Source organism: Lactonifactor sp. BIOML-A5, from assembly GCF_009677585.1.
In the GTDB taxonomy this organism is placed as follows: Bacteria; Bacillota; Clostridia; order Lachnospirales; family Lachnospiraceae; genus Lactonifactor.
The window spans coordinates 1-17296 of record NZ_WKYV01000008.1; the positions used below are offsets into that span (position 1 = coordinate 1).

At 47.2% G+C, this 17296-nt stretch carries 12 protein-coding genes and 4 tRNA genes; 6 read left to right on the plus strand and 10 right to left on the minus strand.

The features are described 5' to 3' along the window. Positions 1-718: 718 nt before the first annotated feature. The 4 genes from GKG41_RS08375 to GKG41_RS08390 all read right to left on the minus strand — a co-directional run bounded on the left by GKG41_RS08375 (position 719) and on the right by GKG41_RS08390 (position 4903). Positions 719-1645: a CapA family protein gene (locus tag GKG41_RS08375; RefSeq protein WP_154258079.1), complete on the minus strand. Its 927-nt coding sequence runs from the start codon at positions 1643-1645 to the stop codon at positions 719-721. Between the two features lie 296 nt (positions 1646-1941). Continuing rightward, complete coding sequence (locus GKG41_RS08380) at positions 1942-3084, minus strand: CapA family protein (protein ID WP_154258080.1); 1143 nt, start codon at positions 3082-3084, stop codon at positions 1942-1944. A 59-nt stretch (positions 3085-3143) separates the two neighbouring features. Next, a tRNA-Phe gene (locus GKG41_RS08385) sits at positions 3144-3216 on the minus strand. A gap of 133 nt (positions 3217-3349) precedes the next feature. Next, complete coding sequence (locus GKG41_RS08390) at positions 3350-4903, minus strand: helix-turn-helix domain-containing protein (protein WP_154258081.1); 1554 nt, start codon at positions 4901-4903, stop codon at positions 3350-3352. A 305-nt stretch (positions 4904-5208) separates the two neighbouring features. Here GKG41_RS08390 and GKG41_RS08395 point away from each other — a divergent pair, with 305 nt between their 5' ends. Further along, positions 5209-6420, plus strand: a complete 1212-nt coding sequence (locus GKG41_RS08395; RefSeq protein ID WP_154258082.1) for an MFS transporter — start codon at positions 5209-5211, stop codon at positions 6418-6420. A 35-nt stretch (positions 6421-6455) separates the two neighbouring features. Continuing rightward, on the plus strand, positions 6456-7445 hold the full coding sequence (locus GKG41_RS08400) for a uroporphyrinogen decarboxylase family protein (protein ID WP_226904240.1): 990 nt from the start codon (positions 6456-6458) through the stop codon (positions 7443-7445). Between the two features lie 106 nt (positions 7446-7551). On the opposite strand, the gene glpK is transcribed toward GKG41_RS08400, so the two are convergent. Then, positions 7552-9045: a glycerol kinase GlpK gene (gene glpK / locus GKG41_RS08405; protein WP_154258083.1), complete on the minus strand. Its 1494-nt coding sequence runs from the start codon at positions 9043-9045 to the stop codon at positions 7552-7554. A 12-nt stretch (positions 9046-9057) separates the two neighbouring features. Continuing rightward, positions 9058-9951, minus strand: coding sequence for a fumarylacetoacetate hydrolase family protein (locus GKG41_RS08410; protein ID WP_154258084.1), 894 nt, complete (start codon positions 9949-9951; stop codon positions 9058-9060). A gap of 238 nt (positions 9952-10189) precedes the next feature. Here GKG41_RS08410 and GKG41_RS08415 point away from each other — a divergent pair. Together GKG41_RS08415 and GKG41_RS08420 are read left to right on the plus strand one after the other, a co-directional pair. Beyond that, positions 10190-10260: transfer RNA gene (locus GKG41_RS08415), tRNA-Gly, on the plus strand. A 19-nt stretch (positions 10261-10279) separates the two neighbouring features. Beyond that, a tRNA-Gly gene (locus GKG41_RS08420) sits at positions 10280-10352 on the plus strand. A 50-nt stretch (positions 10353-10402) separates the two neighbouring features. Here the strand turns inward: GKG41_RS08420 and GKG41_RS08425 are convergent. The 3 genes from GKG41_RS08425 to GKG41_RS08435 all read right to left on the minus strand — a co-directional run bounded on the left by GKG41_RS08425 (position 10403) and on the right by GKG41_RS08435 (position 13864). Next, positions 10403-11410, minus strand: coding sequence for a reverse transcriptase family protein (locus GKG41_RS08425; protein ID WP_154258085.1), 1008 nt, complete (start codon positions 11408-11410; stop codon positions 10403-10405). Positions 11411-11712: 302 nt separating this feature from the next. Next, the gene (locus GKG41_RS08430; RefSeq protein ID WP_154258086.1) at positions 11713-12876 is read right to left on the minus strand and encodes a malic enzyme-like NAD(P)-binding protein; all 1164 of its coding nucleotides are present in this window, start codon (positions 12874-12876) and stop codon (positions 11713-11715) included. A gap of 13 nt (positions 12877-12889) precedes the next feature. After that, positions 12890-13864, minus strand: coding sequence for an L-lactate dehydrogenase (locus tag GKG41_RS08435; protein ID WP_154258087.1), 975 nt, complete (start codon positions 13862-13864; stop codon positions 12890-12892). Between the two features lie 193 nt (positions 13865-14057). On the opposite strand from GKG41_RS08435, the gene GKG41_RS08440 reads away from it, so the two are divergent. Beyond that, the gene (locus GKG41_RS08440; protein WP_154258088.1) at positions 14058-15386 is read left to right on the plus strand and encodes an MATE family efflux transporter; all 1329 of its coding nucleotides are present in this window, start codon (positions 14058-14060) and stop codon (positions 15384-15386) included. Positions 15387-15469: 83 nt separating this feature from the next. Continuing rightward, positions 15470-15567 (plus strand) — tRNA-Sec (locus tag GKG41_RS08445). Positions 15568-15624: 57 nt separating this feature from the next. Here the strand turns inward: GKG41_RS08445 and GKG41_RS08450 are convergent. After that, positions 15625-17283 (minus strand): YARHG domain-containing protein, encoded by a 1659-nt coding sequence (locus GKG41_RS08450; RefSeq protein WP_154258089.1) that lies wholly within the window; start codon positions 17281-17283, stop codon positions 15625-15627. Positions 17284-17296: the final 13 nt, after the last annotated feature.

Below are 17296 nucleotides of genomic sequence, written 5' to 3' on the forward strand. Positions count from 1 at the left end.
TGACGAGTTTAGCAGCTGGTAGGACTTAGCTGAGGGGAACGGAGCCTCGAGCTGACTTGTCCCTATACCCCGGCCCCTGGCCTGGCCCTGTCCCCCCGGTGCTCCCTCCTATATCCTGGCAGAGACTCACTTCACATTCACGGAAAACGGGCGGGGAAGGTCGAACGTTGTACACTTTTCCTCTTGTTTCGCACTATTGGTGGCTCGATGTTTTGGATAAATAGCTCCCCCTTGAACTTCCCTATACCCAGGTTAGAGAAATCCCGCGGCAGCGGGCCGGCTGGTTCGGGCGGGAGGGAGGCTTAAGTTCCGCGGACGATTCCGCAGGAGTGACTAGAGAGTCTTAGGCAAAACCGGGATTCACGCTGGAGATTTTTTCGGCAGTCCAGGCCGAAAAAAAGTGAGCATGTGCAGAGAATGCACATCAAGCATTCTTTGCACATACGAACGGTGCTCCGGCGGGGATTCCGGTTTTGTCTTAGACTCTCTTCGCGACGGAGGTGTCCCCGGAACTTAAGCCTTCCTCCCGTCCGAACCAGCCGGCCCGCTGCCGCGGGATTTGTCTCACCGTCCCCCTGCCACCCCATGCCTTCCGACTGGGCAGTCTCAAGCTTTGGAAGTTAAATCCCAATTTCCCCTATGCGCAGAAAAAGAAACGCCGCACTGCAGCCAGTCTCCCGCCTGTATTACAACGTCTCCATTTCTTCTTAACATACCCCTACGATTGAACGGCAGACCGGCTTATAATCTTAGCCTCGGAACAGCTTTCCAATTCCCCCTTTTGGAAGATAAAGGTCTGCTCCAGAGTTTCAGTCTCCCGGATATGGTCTAGACTATATGCAATATACTTCCCCTTGTAATTCTCTATTTCCTGTAAATCTTCCGAGTGATACCCAAGTACCAGATCTGCCCCTTCTTCAATCGCTGCATGTCCCAGTTCTCTCTGCTGTTCCTCCGTATTATCCGCTCCCCAGTTAATACAGAGAATAACCAGCTGGGCATCCATATTTCTTCCGGCCAGTATATTCTTTTTTATTGCTTCCCGGCTTCCTGGTATCCCATCTGCTGCATCAATCCCTGTGAATGCAATTTTTATTCCCCTCACCTCCTTTACAGTGACTCTGTCATAGCCAAAACTGGTGATACCTGATTTTGTAAGATGGTGCACTGTGTCCAGGTATCCTTCCTCCCCATAGCCTTTGCTGTGACTGTTAGCAAGATTCACTGCATTGATACCGCCCTTGTGAAGAAGTTCTACCTGTTTTGGAGATGCTTTCACGGCATCCTTACTTTCCTTCTCCAGGTCCTCTTCCGTCAGAACGCTTTCCAAATTTGTGATAATAATTTCTCCCTTTTCGGAGGCAAGATTCAGATGTTTCAGCTTTGCAGCAGCTTCTTCTTCCAGACTGCAGCTTGGAATAGCGCGTAGTGTAATGGAATCTGTATACTCCTTTGCCGCTGCGACTGCTCCATCAGCTGGTTCTCCAGGCATACTGTTTACCCTGAGAAAATGAAAGAAAAAACAAATCATAGCTCCTGCCCCTGCGGCCAGGAACAGCTTTAACATTTTAACCGCAAGCGCCCTTCTCTGCTGCTGCCTGATTCTCGGATTACCGTATTTTGATTTTCTAACCACTTCTTTCATCTGAAGTCACCCCGCCTACCTTTTGCCGGTCCGAAAGGGAATCCCGGCGTTTCTTGCTTTGACTCCCAAAGTATACCATTTTTAAATTAACATACTGTATTATATCTTTTACTTTTTGTCCACGTTTGTATAATATATTGGTTACACTGCTGTTACACCAGGGTCAGGGTTTTTTACAAAAGTAAAAAATATATTTCAAAATTTCTTCAATTTATTAATAAGTTATGCCAGAATATACTGAATACACAAAAACGGCGGGGAAGCATCTTATGGCTTTCCCGCCGTTTTTGTGTATTCTAAATCTGGCCGCTTAACTTTTCTATTTTTTCCATAATCCTTGTTTTCTCATCCCCTTCCGCCGGCGTGGGCTGATAATTATTCCGGCTTGAGGAGGAAGATATGGAACATGGAATAATATTCACTGTCTCATCCTCCTGGAGCTTCCCGTCCAGAAAGGTAAAGGTCTGCTGGAAAATCATAGTGTCCTTATCGCTGGGATTTTTATTTCCGCCGAAGCAGAAATTTCCCAAGCTGTATACAATTTTCTTTCCATTATAGGTTTCAATTCCCTGCAATACATGAGGATGGTGGCCTACTACAAGATCCGCACCATTGTCTACTGCTATGTGGGCAAGATCTTTTTGTATTTCATTAGGCACAGTGGCCCTTTCTTCTCCCCAGTGGAAACTTACTATTACAAGATTGGCACCCTGTTCTTTTACCGCCGCGATGTTTGCCTTCAGCTGCTCTTCTCTCTCCATCCCGTCGGCTAGTACGTAGATACCCACCAGGCCGACCTTCAGCCCTTTGATCTCCATCACTGCGGTTTTGTCGTATCCAAAGGTTGTGATATTCGCTTCCTCCAGATACTTTACCGTATCCTCATAGCTGGACTCTCCATAATCTTTGCTGTGGTTATTAGCCATGTTGGTAGCCTCTACCGAACCGTTGGTAAGAATATCCACATAGGATGGGTCTCCCTTAAAGGCATAAAGCTTTTCTGCCCGGCTGTCTGAGGTGGTAAGGGTTCCCTCCATATTAACAATGGTGAGGTCATCGGCCTCGAATATATTTTTTACATTCTGGAAGAAATATGCGCCCCCCTGTTCATTGTAATATGCGTTGAGGCTGGTACTCTGGTCAAATCCTTCGTCTGTACCCAAGGTACAGTCCCCGGCAGTGCTCACGGTAATCTGAACCGGCTCTGCCTTAACAGAATCTTCCTTCTTTTCCTCTTCCTGACCATCTACCTCCTGGCTGTCTGCAGCCACAGCCCCTCCTTTTTTCCCTGAGGACTCCTCTGACTTGGTGGCACAGCTTTTTACTCCCATTGAAATAGCCAAAATAAGAATTACAAAGAGGATACCTCCTCCAATACCCAACAGAATCTTTTTTCTTTTATACTCTTTTCCCTTAAATCTGTATCTGGATTTTCTCATTTTATCTCCTGGTATTCTATTTAGCTTTTTTGGCTCCTTACTTTTGATAAAAAAATAAATGCCCAGAGCCGGAATCGAACCAGCGACACGAGGATTTTCAGTCCTCTGCTCTACCAACTGAGCTATCTGGGCATTTTGCGGACGCCTTCGCATCACACATTTGGAATAATAACACAATTTTCATTAAATTTCAATACCCAAATTGTTCTTATCTCTGCGCTAAAGCTCGTAAAAGAAACGTTAACAGGGCGCTGTTTAGCCCATCTTATAATACTGGTTCCAGTGATAAATGTTCCACGAATTGATACGATAAATGAATAAACAGGCGGACTTTCTCGTCATTCAGATCTGCGTCTAAAATCGCTTCGATCTTTCTCAGTCTTTGATACAAGGTATTTCTGTGAATATACAGGTTTTTAACCGTCAATGCCACATTACGCTCACATTGAATATATACCCTCAGGGTATGCAGTAGATCCGTTTGATTCTTTGTATCGTAAATATACAACTGTACAATACCCGGGAAACACAGATGTCTGCCGTCAATCCTGCTGGTTCCATAGTGGAGAAAGTAATAAAATACATAATCCCGAAAGTCATAGCACCACTCATCGGGGGCATACTTTGTTCCCATCTCCAGTGCTCCAAGAGTCTGCAGGTAATAGCTTGGAAAGGTGTGAAATTCAAAGAAGTCATAACTAATTCCCACACGGAACACTCCCTCAGTTAAAAAAGAGGACAACCAGTAAATGAGCTGCTGCCGCTCCAATCCCTGTTGGGTCAGGTTCACCAGAAAAATAATAGCATCATCGTAATAAAAGGCAAAACTTCCAGGAAACTGCAGTTCTAAATTAGTGCATACATTGTAGTATACTACGCCAACCTTATCCCACCGGCTGGTTTGATAGGTCATACAGATATAAGTATCCGTATTTTTCCAGTTCATAGAGAGAAGATAACGGTCAATGCACGCTTGTTCCATCTGATGATTATCCAATAATTCTTTCAAAAAATTTTCAAATCTGACTGGATGACCTGTATGAATATAATTTTTATTAAATGTCAGGTGAATGAAATCTGCAAAATATTTCGCCAGAATGCGGTGACTTTCCATCAACGGCGCTTGCGTCTCCAGCACAGCCACCGTAATACGCAGCTTTTTTTTGACAGATGCTAAGATCATATTGCAGGGGAAATAGTCCTCAGAGATAAAAAAAATGCCGTCATCGGCTTTTTTATGTATATATTCCGGAGAAGTCTTGATCGTGTTAATAGCATCCAGAGGCAGGATTTTGGAGCCTGACCAGGGGTCTACCGACCACGTAATTCCGGGAATCTCATAGTCCAGATTATTCATAACACAATAATTCTGATCAAAGATAATGACTGGGTTATTAAAAAGCTCTTGCCCGATGGTAACTACCTTTTCAAATCCTTCGTTTTTGGAGACAGCTTCATACAGCCGATGATCGATTTCCTGATATTTAACGAAAATATCTGAAATCTCATTGAAAATATCATAGAAGTCCTCTTTGCGCATCTCCCCTTCCAAAATGAGAATGTCTGAATTGGCACGTTCGAAAATCCCATCATTCACTGAGCCTATTACAATCAGTGTAGTATTGTTGGGGCAGTTAAACCTATCCGTCACATTTTTTGCAGACACCATATAGCAAATATCAGAGGAAAAGTTCATGCCTCTCCGATAAATTCCCACTCCCTTCATTTGCAGTCTGCGCTGACTTATTTTGTTCCTGCGTAGTATATGAGATGGATAATGGGCCAACTCATCCGCAACGAGTTCCAGACAAAGATTCAAAACGGCAGCACCTCCTTAAACCAAATTCGGAAAAAAGCCTAGCTTTCTAACTCTGTAATAATTATACTCTTTTCACAATTGTATTTCAAATGATAGCACAAATGTGCAATGTGCAGGCTGCACATTTTTTGTCTGATTCGAGAGACATTATGTCTCCCTGCCGCACATATCCACTGAATAATATTGTCGATAAAGTTGGAAAGCCTGCCCATTTTATAAAAAAATCTATAGCCAGTATGAATATTTCTTGTTTTTAGATAAAGACGTATACTATCCCTATCAAAAAATTGCGAGGAGGGATATATATGTCAAACTCTATTCCCAAAACAAAGCATCGTTTTTCGCCCTATTTCTATCTTCTAATTGTTATTCTGCAATATTTGACTGCCGGCTTTTGCCAGTATAAGCTGCAGCCCGTCCTGACCTACTTGATGAGAGGGATGTCAATTACAGAGACAGAGGCAGGCCTGCTGATCTCGGCGCTCAGTATTCTCAGCGTATTCCTGGCTGTTCCTTTCGGCGTCCTGATGGGCAGGATTGGGCCGAGAAAGACCGGTTTTATTGCTACAGGAATGGTCATTCTGGGCTCATTTGCCGGAACATTTTTTACAACTAACTTCTATGGACTTTTCGCCTCCCAGCTGATTGTCGGAGTTGGTATCTGCGGCGCCGGTATTCTTGGCCCCTATATCATCGCCTGCCTGTTTAAGCCGGAGCTTCGGGGCCGCGCCAACGGGTGGTACATTACTGCCGGAACCATTGCACAGCTGGTTATGTTTAACCTGGTCCCGCGTATCACAACAGCCGATAATGTAACCCCAGCCTGGTGGTTTACCACACTCTACGGCGTTGTCATACTGATTCTCTGGGCAATCTTCATTACTGATGAGGTTGCACCCCCAGCGTCCAAACTGCAGCCTGCCGATACAGGCTCCGCAGGAAAAGGTTCTTCTCTGCTTGCTGCACTGAAAGATCCCAAGGTTCTTCAGCTTTCCATCGGCGGCTTTGCTTTTATGATGAGTACTATGGCGGTTATGAATTTTGCTCCCGCCTATCTGACGCTGGGACGCGGCTATGATCCGGTAACCGCTTCTACCCTGGTCAGCGGCTCTGCCGTCGTAGGCGCTATCTCCACAGCACTGGGCGGTACCCTGTCGGATCTGTTGAAAACCAGAAAGTGGATTTTTCTAATCGCCCTTCTCTGGATGGCAGTCTCCCGGGTACTGATCGTAATACTTCCTGACGGCATACTTCTGAATCTGACGCTTTGGGGACAAGGCATTCCTGCTGTATGTATGGGTCTGATCTACACCGTTGCCGGTGAAACGTTTGAGCCCCGCATAGCAAGCGTTGGTATTTCCGCTGTCAATATGTTTATAGGTCTGGGCGGTCTGGTGGCGGCGACCCTCTTCGGCGTACTGGTACAAAGCGCAGGCTATACCACCACATTCATTGTTTTCGCTGTTATTACCTTGGGCGGACTGGTCGGTGTATGCACCATCAAGGGCGTGAAATAAAAAATAAGTTTCAGAATTGAAAGGAGGATTTCACAATGTCAATGACTTTAAAAGAAAATGCATTAGCCATTTACAATCGTCAGCAGCCGGATTTTTACGGTGATCTTATGAATGCTGTCGAATTGATTGGCGACCCGGTTCTCATGGGGGATATGGCACCGCAGGATGGCCTGGAGCATGCAGATTCCTGGGGCACAGTTTATGTCTATAAGCCGGGAGCTCCTGGCCCTCATCCCCATGTGACTCCGGAAAATGCCGTGATTAAGGATATTGAAAACTGGGAAGCCCAGTTAAAGGTTCCTTCTCTGGATCAATATGACTGGTCCATGGCCAAGTCACAGGCAGCCGCAGTGGACAGAAATGAAAAGTTCGTAGGATTCTTTTGTGCAGGCGGCCTGTTTGAACGCTCCCATCACCTAATGGGAATGGAAAATGCGCTGGTAAACTACCTGGAATACCCTGAGGAAATGGCGGCGCTTCTCCGTGTGGTTGCGGATTACAAGATCAAACTGATTCGACTGGCCGCCAAACACTTTCACCCCGATATCATTTTCTATCACGATGACTGGGGATCCAAACAGAATGTTTTTCTTCCGCCCGGTGTATGGCGCAAGATTATCAAGCCTTTACAGAAAGAAATTGCTGATACGATCCACGAATGCGGCATGATTTATATGCATCATGCGGATTGCATTTGCGAACCTATTGTAACCGATATGGTGGAAATTGGTGTGGATATCTGGCAGGGCGTCATCGCACAGAATGATATTGTTAAGATTCAGCGTGTCACTGAAGGGAAGCTGGCCATGGTTGGCGGCATCGACGGGCCTAAGGTGGATATCGCCAATATAACCGAAGAGGCAATCCGTTCCGAGGTTCGGCGTGCCATTGACACCTATTGTCCCGGCGGCAGATTCTATCCTTCCATCCCCAACGGAATCTGTTTCCTTGAATGGAACAACAGCATCGTGATGGATGAACTGGCCTCCTACGGACGCCAGTATGCCTTGGAGCATCCAATCTAAGTCCGATAATAGCTCAAAGAAAGAGAAACTCCATCCGGAACAAACTGCCAAACGCAGGTTCCGGGCGGAGTTTTTTCCTTGATAGTTATATAAGCACGGATTTCTTCTATTCCCTGGCCCAGTCAAAGGAGCATCTCACTGCCTTCTTCCATCCTTTTAAAAGGCCGGACCTTTTTTCCTCCTCCATGTCAGGTTCAAATGCACGTTCCAGGTCCCAATACTTCCGAATCTCCTCTCTGTCCTTCCAAAATCCCACTGCAATCCCGGCAAGATAAGCTGCACCTAGAGCAGTTGTCTCAATACACTGCGGACGTTCTACCCGGGCATTCAGAATATCTGACTGAAACTGCATTAAGAAATTGTTGGCACAGGCGCCCCCGTCTACTTTTAGACTATTCAGCGGCACACCCGCGTCCTGTTCCATTGCTTTTATCACATCATATACCTGATAAGCCAGCGACTCCACAGTTGCCCTTATCAAATGCGCTTTTCCGGTTCCTCTGGTAATTCCAACTACCACACCCCTGGCATACTGATCCCAGTAGGGTGCACCCAGCCCCGTAAATGCCGGAACCACATAGATATCGTTGCTGTCCTCCACAGACAGACAGTACTTTTCCGATTCCCCGGCGTTTTTTAGCATCTCAAGATCATCCCGCAGCCATTGAATGGCCGCTCCCGCCACAAACACACTGCCCTCCAGTGCATATTCCACCTTATCTGAGAAGCTTGCAGCTATGGTAGTCAGGAGTCCGTTTCTGGATCGTACGGCCTGCTCCCCTGTGTTCATCAGAAGGAAGCATCCGGTACCGTACGTATTTTTCACGTCTCCTTTTTCCAGACAGCACTGACCGAATAATGCAGCCTGTTGATCTCCCGCCGCACCTGCGATGGGAATCCCCCCCTGCAGCACACTCTCATCGGTATAGCCGTAGATACAGCTGGAGGGCTTTACCTGGGGAAGCATACTCTCCGGAATATCCAGACGGTCAAGGATTTCCTTATCCCAGACCAGCTTATGAATGTCGAAGAGCATAGTTCTTGAGGCGTTGGTATAGTCGGTAACATGTACTGCTCCCTGGGTGAGCTTCCAGATCAGCCAGGTATCTACTGTTCCGAACAAAAGCTCACCTTTTTGGGCACGTTCTCTCGCCCCTTCCACGTGATCCAGGATCCACTTCACCTTACTCCCTGAAAAATAAGCATCGGGAATCAAGCCTGTTTTCTCCAGAATCAGGCGGTCAAATCCATCTGCCTTTAATTCTTCTATAATATCCGCGGTTCTCCTGCACTGCCATACAATGGCAGGATACACTGGTTCTCCCGTTGCCTTGTCCCATACAATGGTTGTCTCCCTCTGGTTTGTAATGCCTATGGCTCCAATCTCCCGGGAGGCAACGCCGATACGGCTCATAGCCTCCGTGGCAACACTAATCTGGGAAGACCATATTTCCATGGGATCATGCTCTACCCAGCCCGGTTTAGGAAAATACTGGGTAAACTCCTTTTGCGCCATGCTGCATATCTTACCTTCCCGATTGAACAAAATGCACCTGGAGCTGGTTGTCCCCTGATCCAGTGCCATAATATATTTCTTCATAGAAGTCCTCTCTTACCCGATCGTATTCGTAATTGTTCCAATCCCCTCTATGCCGCATTCCACCACATCTCCTTTGCGCAGAAACTTCGGGGGGACAAATCCCATCCCCACCCCGGCAGGCGTTCCCATAGAGATAATCGTTCCTGCCTGCAGCAGCATCCCGGATGACAGTTCCTCAATGACATGAGGGATGTCAAAGATAAGAAGATCTGTAGTACTGTTCTGCCGCAGTTCTCCGTTCACCCTGCTTTTAATTCCGAAGATCGGAGGATTGGGTGTCTCATTAGCAGTCTTGATAAATGGTCCCATAGGAGTAAAACCGTCCAGGCTTTTTCCAAAATACCACTGCTGGTGTCTTGTCTGGATATTCCGCGCGCTGATGTCGTTGATAATTGTATATCCAAACACATAGTCAAATGCATCTTCTTTTGAAACATTCTTAGCATTTTTTCCAATAATCACGGCCAGCTCGGCCTCATAGTCCAAGCTGTCCACCAGTCCGGGATAGGAGGGAACGATGCCTCCGTCTGGCACAGCCTCATTTACCCTTTTAGAAAAATACACGGAATATGGCGCTTTGCCGCCGAATGCCTCATTCTTATATCTGGTTGACTCAATTGCGTGTTCCATATAATTCATTCCCAGACAGATAATGTCCTGCTTTGGACGGGGGATGGGAGCACAGTGTTCCACCTCATCATAATTAAGGTATTCGTGGTTCCCGGTCCCGGCTTCCTGCTCCAGCATCAGAAGCTCCTGCCGGGTAATATGGTCAATCAAATCGTTCATGTCTTGGAACCGCAGCCCAAACTGTTCCAGAGGATAAAATCTTCTCGGCTCCAGCTTGCACATTACTCCCAGACGTTCCTTGTCATCTTTGTTCAGCTTGTAGGTTAATAATTTCATAACTCGTTCCCCCTCCTGTTTTGTACATAATTGATATGATGAAATTAGCCCTATATTTGGATATATTTTACCATAATAAAGTTAAAAAAACTATACCCTATTGTTCAGTGGGAGAGAGGATAAAGGTTCCTATCCTAAATTCCAATAGAAATTTTTTCAAAAATGCCCTTGACTTTTTTACCGAATCATAGTATTATATACAAGTCGCTGAACGAAACAGTGATAAAAAACTTCATTTGCGGGTGTAGTTCAATGGTAGAACACTAGCCTTCCAAGCTAGATACGTGGGTTCGATTCCCATCACCCGCTTTCATCGAAAGATGTATATGCGCGAGTGGCTCAGTTGGTGGAGCGCGACCTTGCCAAGGTCGAGGCCGCGGGTTCGAGTCCCGTCTCGCGCTTTTTTTGATCCTGTGTAAATAAAACAGTTCATTTATAAAGCCGCCTCATTTTATTCTTGGGGCGGCCTTTTTGCTGCATCCGGAAACTCTCCCGCTTCTCTCTGCAGCTGTGTGAGCTGTCTTTTTATTTCTTTAAAATACATATCCTCCGGATTAATCTGAAGCACATAGTTCACCTTTCCCAGAAGTCCTGTCAGATATGCTTCTTTTGGTTTATTGCTTGAAACCCGGACCGGATCCGGACCGTATTTCAGACAGTAGTGGCACTCCTGCCGTAGTCTTCTTCTGTAGTCTCTGTCTGCCTGAGGCTTTTCATTTACTACGATCCCTGTCACCATCTGTCTGGTTCCGGATTCAAGTACTTTTGTTTTTCTGGTATTGAGTTCAAATCCCAAAACCCTCAGGTAACTCTCCACCTTATTCTTTACTTCCCGGCTGTCAAAGGAGCCGGAAAATGTCATATCGTCGCAGTACCTGGTATATGTTATCTTGCGTATGCTACACCAGTTTCCCAAAGATTCGTCAAAGCTTTTCAGTACCAGATTGGATACTGCACCGGATGTAGGCGCTCCCTGGGGCAGATAGTCTCTGTAACAGCAGAGGTGTGTGAGAAGGGTTCCCACGCTTCCCGGAAACAGCAGACCTCCAAACACGTTCTGCCGAACCTGAAAAAAAGTAATGTTTCCAAAAAAGTCCCTCATATCCAACTTCAGTATTTTTTCTTTTCCAGTATGGGGAACTGCGTTGGAGAGGATACTTTTTCCCCTTCCATAGGCCGTCGCATATGAAGATACAGGCAGATCATCCAAGACATTTCTGAGCAGATTTTTCTGAACCTTTTTTAAGAAGGCATCCGGTATCTGGAGGGTCCTTTGCCTGCCGCTTTTTCCTGTGATTTTTTTCAGGTGATAGTGTTCCTCCGCATGGTTGCTCAGGGAATAAAGACAGGCCAGCTGTTTCTCCCTGCTCCAGTTAACATCGCCCAATAGTCTAAAATCCAGCAGCATATCTCTGCACTGTTCCCCTGTACAATATTTCCAGATATCTGTATTCCCCATATCCTGCCTCCGGCTGTATTCTCTGCCTTTTATCCTTTTTAACAAAGACAGCGGCAGCACAATAAGGAGATACCGAAAGTTGCGGAAAGGTACCAGGCCGAAGGCCAAAGCACACGAAGTGTGCCGAAGTACCTTGCAAGCAGCTTTCGGGGTGCAGTGCACTGCACCTGATACTGTTTGATTAATTCCGGGGAGGCGACTCGCCATCCGGCCAAAGGTAACTTTGGATTGGCTGCAGCCGCTGTCATGTCAAGGTTTATAGTAGCATAGAATGGCGTGCAGATCCAGTGCTTCCGTTTATATTACCTGCAGCTTCGCTTCCATGCCTCCCCTACGGCCCTGGCCACTGCAGGCGCAACCCTTGGGTCAAAGGCATTTGGAATAATATAATCTGCCTTCAATTCCTCCTCAGACACCAGACCGGCTATAGCATAAGCCGCCGCAAGCTTCATCTCATCGTTGATATCCTTCGCTCTTACATCCAAGGCGCCCCGGAAGATGCCGGGGAAAGCAAGCACATTGTTAATCTGATTGGGAAAATCGCTCCGTCCGGTTCCCACAACAGCTGCGCCGGCTTCCAGCGCAAGATCCGGCATAATCTCCGGTGTAGGATTGGCCATTGGGAAAAGAATGGGATCCTTTGCCATGGACGCCACCATTTCTTTGGTCACAGTACCCGGTGCGGATACTCCGATAAATACATCCGTTCCCTTAAGCATATCCTGAAGGTTACCTTTTCTCTTCTCTTGATTGGTAATCAGAGCCATCTCTTCCTTAACCGGGTTTTGCCCTTCCCGGCCTTCATAAATTGCCCCGTTTCGGTCACACATTACAACATGCTTCAGTCCAAGACTTACCAGCAGTTTAATGATGGCGATCCCCGCCGCACCGGCCCCTGAAGTAACCACCTTTATATCCTCCAGCCTGCGGCCGGTGAGTTTTAATGCATTCAATAGCGCTGCGACGGTCACAACTGCGGTACCATGCTGATCATCATGGAAGACCGGAATATCACAGCACTCTTTCAGCCGCCTTTCAATTTCAAAGCATCTGGGGGCAGAGATGTCCTCCAGATTCACGCCCCCGAAGCTTCCCGCCAGAAGGCGCACAGTATTTACAATATCATCTACATCTTTACTGCGGATACATAATGGAAAAGCATCTACATTGCCAAAGCTTTTAAATAAGACACATTTCCCCTCCATAACCGGCATCCCTGCCTCAGGGCCTATATCGCCCAGACCCAGTACTGCACTTCCATCTGTCACAACAGCTACCATATTGTGACGTCTGGTATATTTATAAGAAAGCTCTGCATTCTCAGCGATCTTCAAACAGGGCTCTGCCACTCCTGGTGTATAAGCCACGGAGAGCGCCTCTGCGGAATCTACCTTTGCTCTGCTGATAACTTCAATTTTTCCCTGCCATTTTTCATGTTCCTGTAATGCAAATTCTTTTTTGTCCATGTTTTTGCTCCTTTTAGCTGGCCGCCTTCTTGGGGGCCTCTAATGCCTTTGTAAGAAATTCCCGCAGCGTTTCCGCTGAATCTTCCATCTTCTTCTTTTCTGCCTCGTCCATAGGAATATCCAGTACCCTCTGAATTCCTTTTCCATTAATCACACAGGGAAGGCTGAATGCAATTCCCCGGTAGGAGGGGAACTCCTCTCCCAGTACATGGGATACCGGAAGCACCGTATTCCCGTCTGACAGGATTGCCTCAGCGATTCTGGATGTCATCATGGCGATTCCGTAAAAGGTTGCACCTTTAAGCTGAATCACCTCCGCACCCGAATCCCGGGCCCTCTCTCCAAGGGCTTCATGGTTCAGTTCCCCCTTACAGCCCATGGCTTTTCTAAACTGATCTACAGGTTCCCCGGCAATGGTAGCGCTGCTCCATACCGGCACCTGGCTGTCTCCGTGTTCTCCCAGAATATATGCGTTTACATCACAGACATCCGCCCCCAGCTCTTCGCTGATCAGATAACGGAAGCGTGCGGTATCCAGCGTTGTGCCTGTACCGATCACCCGTTCTGACGGGAGGCCGGATTCCTGGCATGCAACATAAGTAGAAATATCTACCGGATTCGAAACTACGATTAAAATAGGATTCTCAGCATATTTCATGATATTCCGGGTAATGCTCCTGACAATTGCCACATTAGACTTTGCCAGGTCCAGCCTGGTCTGCCCCGGTTTTCTTGCCATACCGGCTGTGATTACAATAATTGCCGCGTCCTCACATTCCTCATATCCGCCTTTTCTGACCTTGATCTGACGGAAAAAGGCTGTGGCATGGGCGATATCCAGGGCACTGCCCTTTGCCCTGTCCTCATTGAGATCCACCAGGACGATGTCACTGGCCTGTTTGCGCAGCATAAGAGTATATGCAATCGCTTCCCCTACATTCCCTGCACCAACCACAACAATCTTATTTTTATTCTTATTTTTTCCCATCTCTGCATTCTCCTATTTTCATAACAACAAGTTAACACTGCAATGCATGATAAATTTATAACAAAAGGCCTTTTTCTGTATTATATCTCATTTGCATTTCCTATGGCGTTAAGGTGCCGTTAATATTGTCATTGTGTTGTTTATAAGGTACAATAGTTAGAACTATATGATTACTATATTCGGAGAGGTAGCTATGGAACGTGATTTAACGGTAGGAAATGAAAAAAAGGTTATGCTGCAGTTCGCACTCCCCATGATCGTGGGCAACCTGCTGCAGCAATTTTATAATATTGCGGATTCTTTTATTGTGGGCCGTTTTATTGGTCCGGAAGCACTGGCAGCCGTGGGCACCTCTTTTGCACTCATGACATTCCTGACCTCGGCAATTATAGGTCTCTGCATGGGAAGCAGCGTCGTCTTTTCTATGTTTTACGGTGCCAAAGACGAAAAGAGAATGGGGGACAGCTTTTTTGTGGCTTTTCTCCTGATTGCCCTGTTTACCGTGGTAATTAACCTTCTCACTTATGTTTTTACAGATGGAATCATACACGTTCTTCGGATTGACAGCTCCATACGTTCCATGACAAAAGAATATCTGGTCGTCATTTTCGGCGGTATCTGCTTCATCTTTCTATACAATTTTTTCGCGGCCATTTTAAGAAGTATGGGGAATTCCACGGTACCTGTTATCTGTATCGGGGTATCCGCAGTTTTGAACATTGGCCTGGATCTTTTGTTTGTAGTAGGCTTCCATTGGGGCATTGCGGGAGCCGCCTGGGCAACGATCACCGCACAGGGAGTATCCGCCCTTTTAATCATGGTTTATACACTGACAAAGGTGCCTCAGGCCAGGATCTCAAGGGATAATATGCATTTCGACCGCGCCCTTGCCAAAGAGATTGCAGGCTGCTCCGCTCTCACCAGCGTCCAGCAGTCCATTATGAATCTGGGAATCCTCATGGTGCAGGGTCTGGTAAACAGCTTCGGGGTATCTGTCATGGCTGCCTTTGCCGCAGGAGTAAAGATTGACGCCTTTGCCTATATGCCCCTTCAGGACTTCGGGAATGCATTCTCCACTTACATAGCACAGAATAAGGGAGCCGGCAAAACAGAACGAATCCACAGGGGAATCCGGTCCGCCATCCAGTTATCCACTATTTTCAGCCTCCTGATTTCCTTTATTATCTTTTTCTTTGCCAGACCCCTGCTCACGATCTTCATTGCCCCGGATCAGACAGAGATTTTAAGGATTGGGTCCAATTATCTCAGAATCGAGGGAGTCTTTTATCTGGGTATAGGACTTTTGTTTCTTCTGTATGGTCTTTACAGGGGACTGGGACACCCGGGTATGTCCGTGGTCCTAACCGTGATCTCTCTGGGCACCAGGGTACTCCTGGCATATCTTTTGGCTCCTGTGCCGGCAATCGGGCTGACCGGAATCTGGAGTGCCATCCCCATCGGCTGGCTGCTGGCGGATCTTACCGGACTGATCTACTATGCGAAGAAAAAGAATACCCTGTAATGGTCCTGTATTGGATTTTCAGCTTGCCACTTTAACGTCTGTCTGCTATAATGATATAGCTTAAAAGCATTTGCTTTGACTATGGGAGTAGAAAGGTAACTGGTGTGCCTCCTGGTCTTCAAAACCAGTGTTGGGCGTTAACAGCGTCCTGGGTGGGTTCGATTCCCACATGCTCTCGCCAGAAAATAACCACATTTATATACAAAGGAAGCGGGTTCCCTGTGAACCCGCTTTTTGATTACTGGTTAATCCCTGTATTCCGCTCATATTCTTTAATCATGTCCAGATTAGCCCGCTCTGTCTGGTTGAGCATCCCCTCACTGAACTCTTCCGCCGGCACTGATGGAGTATACCAGGATTTCCCGCTGAAATATTCCTGCAGATCCTGCGCACTGAAAATATAGCCATGACGGGCATAGATCTCATTTCTGGCAATACGTATTTCCTCTGCCGTCAGTCCTTCCAGATCCAGCTTCCGGTAATAGCGGCTGTCACTCCCCGGAAGGATATACTCCCCGTCACTGCTCTTGGGAGGGTCCTCTGTCTTTACCGGTTCCGGCGCCGTACTGCCAAAGGGCGCTCTGCTGTAGACTGCATCCATTGTACCGTCTGAAGAAGTATAATAAATGTAATTCCTGTCCACACCCACGGCTCTGCCGGTGACAGATCCAATCTCTTTTGTCTGTCCTCCGGCATAATTATAGTAGTATACATGATACACCTTGGGAGGATACCAGGTTCCGTTGGCATATTCCCCGGAATACGCGGAATAATAGAATCCCTCCTTGTCGTTTCCAATAAGCTCGGTACTCTTTTCCCCGTGATTGTCTGTCCTTTCAACAGTTCCTGCGGCCAGATCCAGCACCTTCTGGAAGCTCTCTGTATCATTATAGCAGTCAAAGACAGCATAACCATTCTCCACACTTTTCAGCCATCCCATCTCTCCGTAGGTGTCCGTTAAAAGCACCCTGCTTTCACTGCTCCCCGGTTCTTTCTCTGTGAGTTCAAAGATACTCTCCGTGTCATACCCCGGTTCATTGCAGTGTACATAATAAAGCTTGCCCTCCCAGACAAACGGGCCGCCTGCTGCCTGCTGCTCCAGGATAACCGCATTCCCTGTAGCAGGATCTCCCTCGTAGAGAGGGGATGCGCTCACATCCGTCCTGCCTCCCAGATAGTACAGCCTGTCCCCACATGTGAGTATACTGAAATCCCCCCACATGTCAGGAAAGGCCAGCTCCCTGACGGTACCTTCACGCAAATCCTTCTCTACGATTATATGGTCATCCATATCATTTTTCCCTGCGGCCTTAACATATAACTTGCTGCCTATCAGTCCGACTGGCTCCATCCCCATATAATTCCCAAGAATCACGGACTGCGTTCTCTCTTCAAAATCATAGTATTCAAGAGAACTGCCGGTCTGCTCCCTGGCATAATACAGACCCTCCTCCGTCATCATCAGCCTGTTCCCAACGGTTCCCTGTGTGCTCCAGACCTCCTGATCCTCCTCGTAGAGAATCAGCTCCATATCTCCCAGAGCAGCTGTGCGGTTCCCCCTTTGTAACACAAAGGTTCCCAGTGTAACCGCAGGTTCTTTCTCTTTGGCAGTCTCCTTCGCGTTCTCTGTCTCCTTCTCCTCTGCTGCCTGTTTTTCTGCCTGTATCTTTTGGGCTGTTTTGGGTTCTTCAGCCGGCCCGGGGCCTTTTTCCTTTTTTCCGCCCAGGATTACGCAAAACAAAATGACCAGAAAAACTGCTGCGCCGGCAACGATACCAACTGCTGCTATTTTCTTCTTCTCCGGCTTCCGCCCACCTCCGGCCTCCAGGGAAGCTCCGCAGTAACTGCAGAAGGCCGAACCCTCCGGCAGTTCTTTTCCGCAATGCTGACAATACATCGTTATCCCCCTT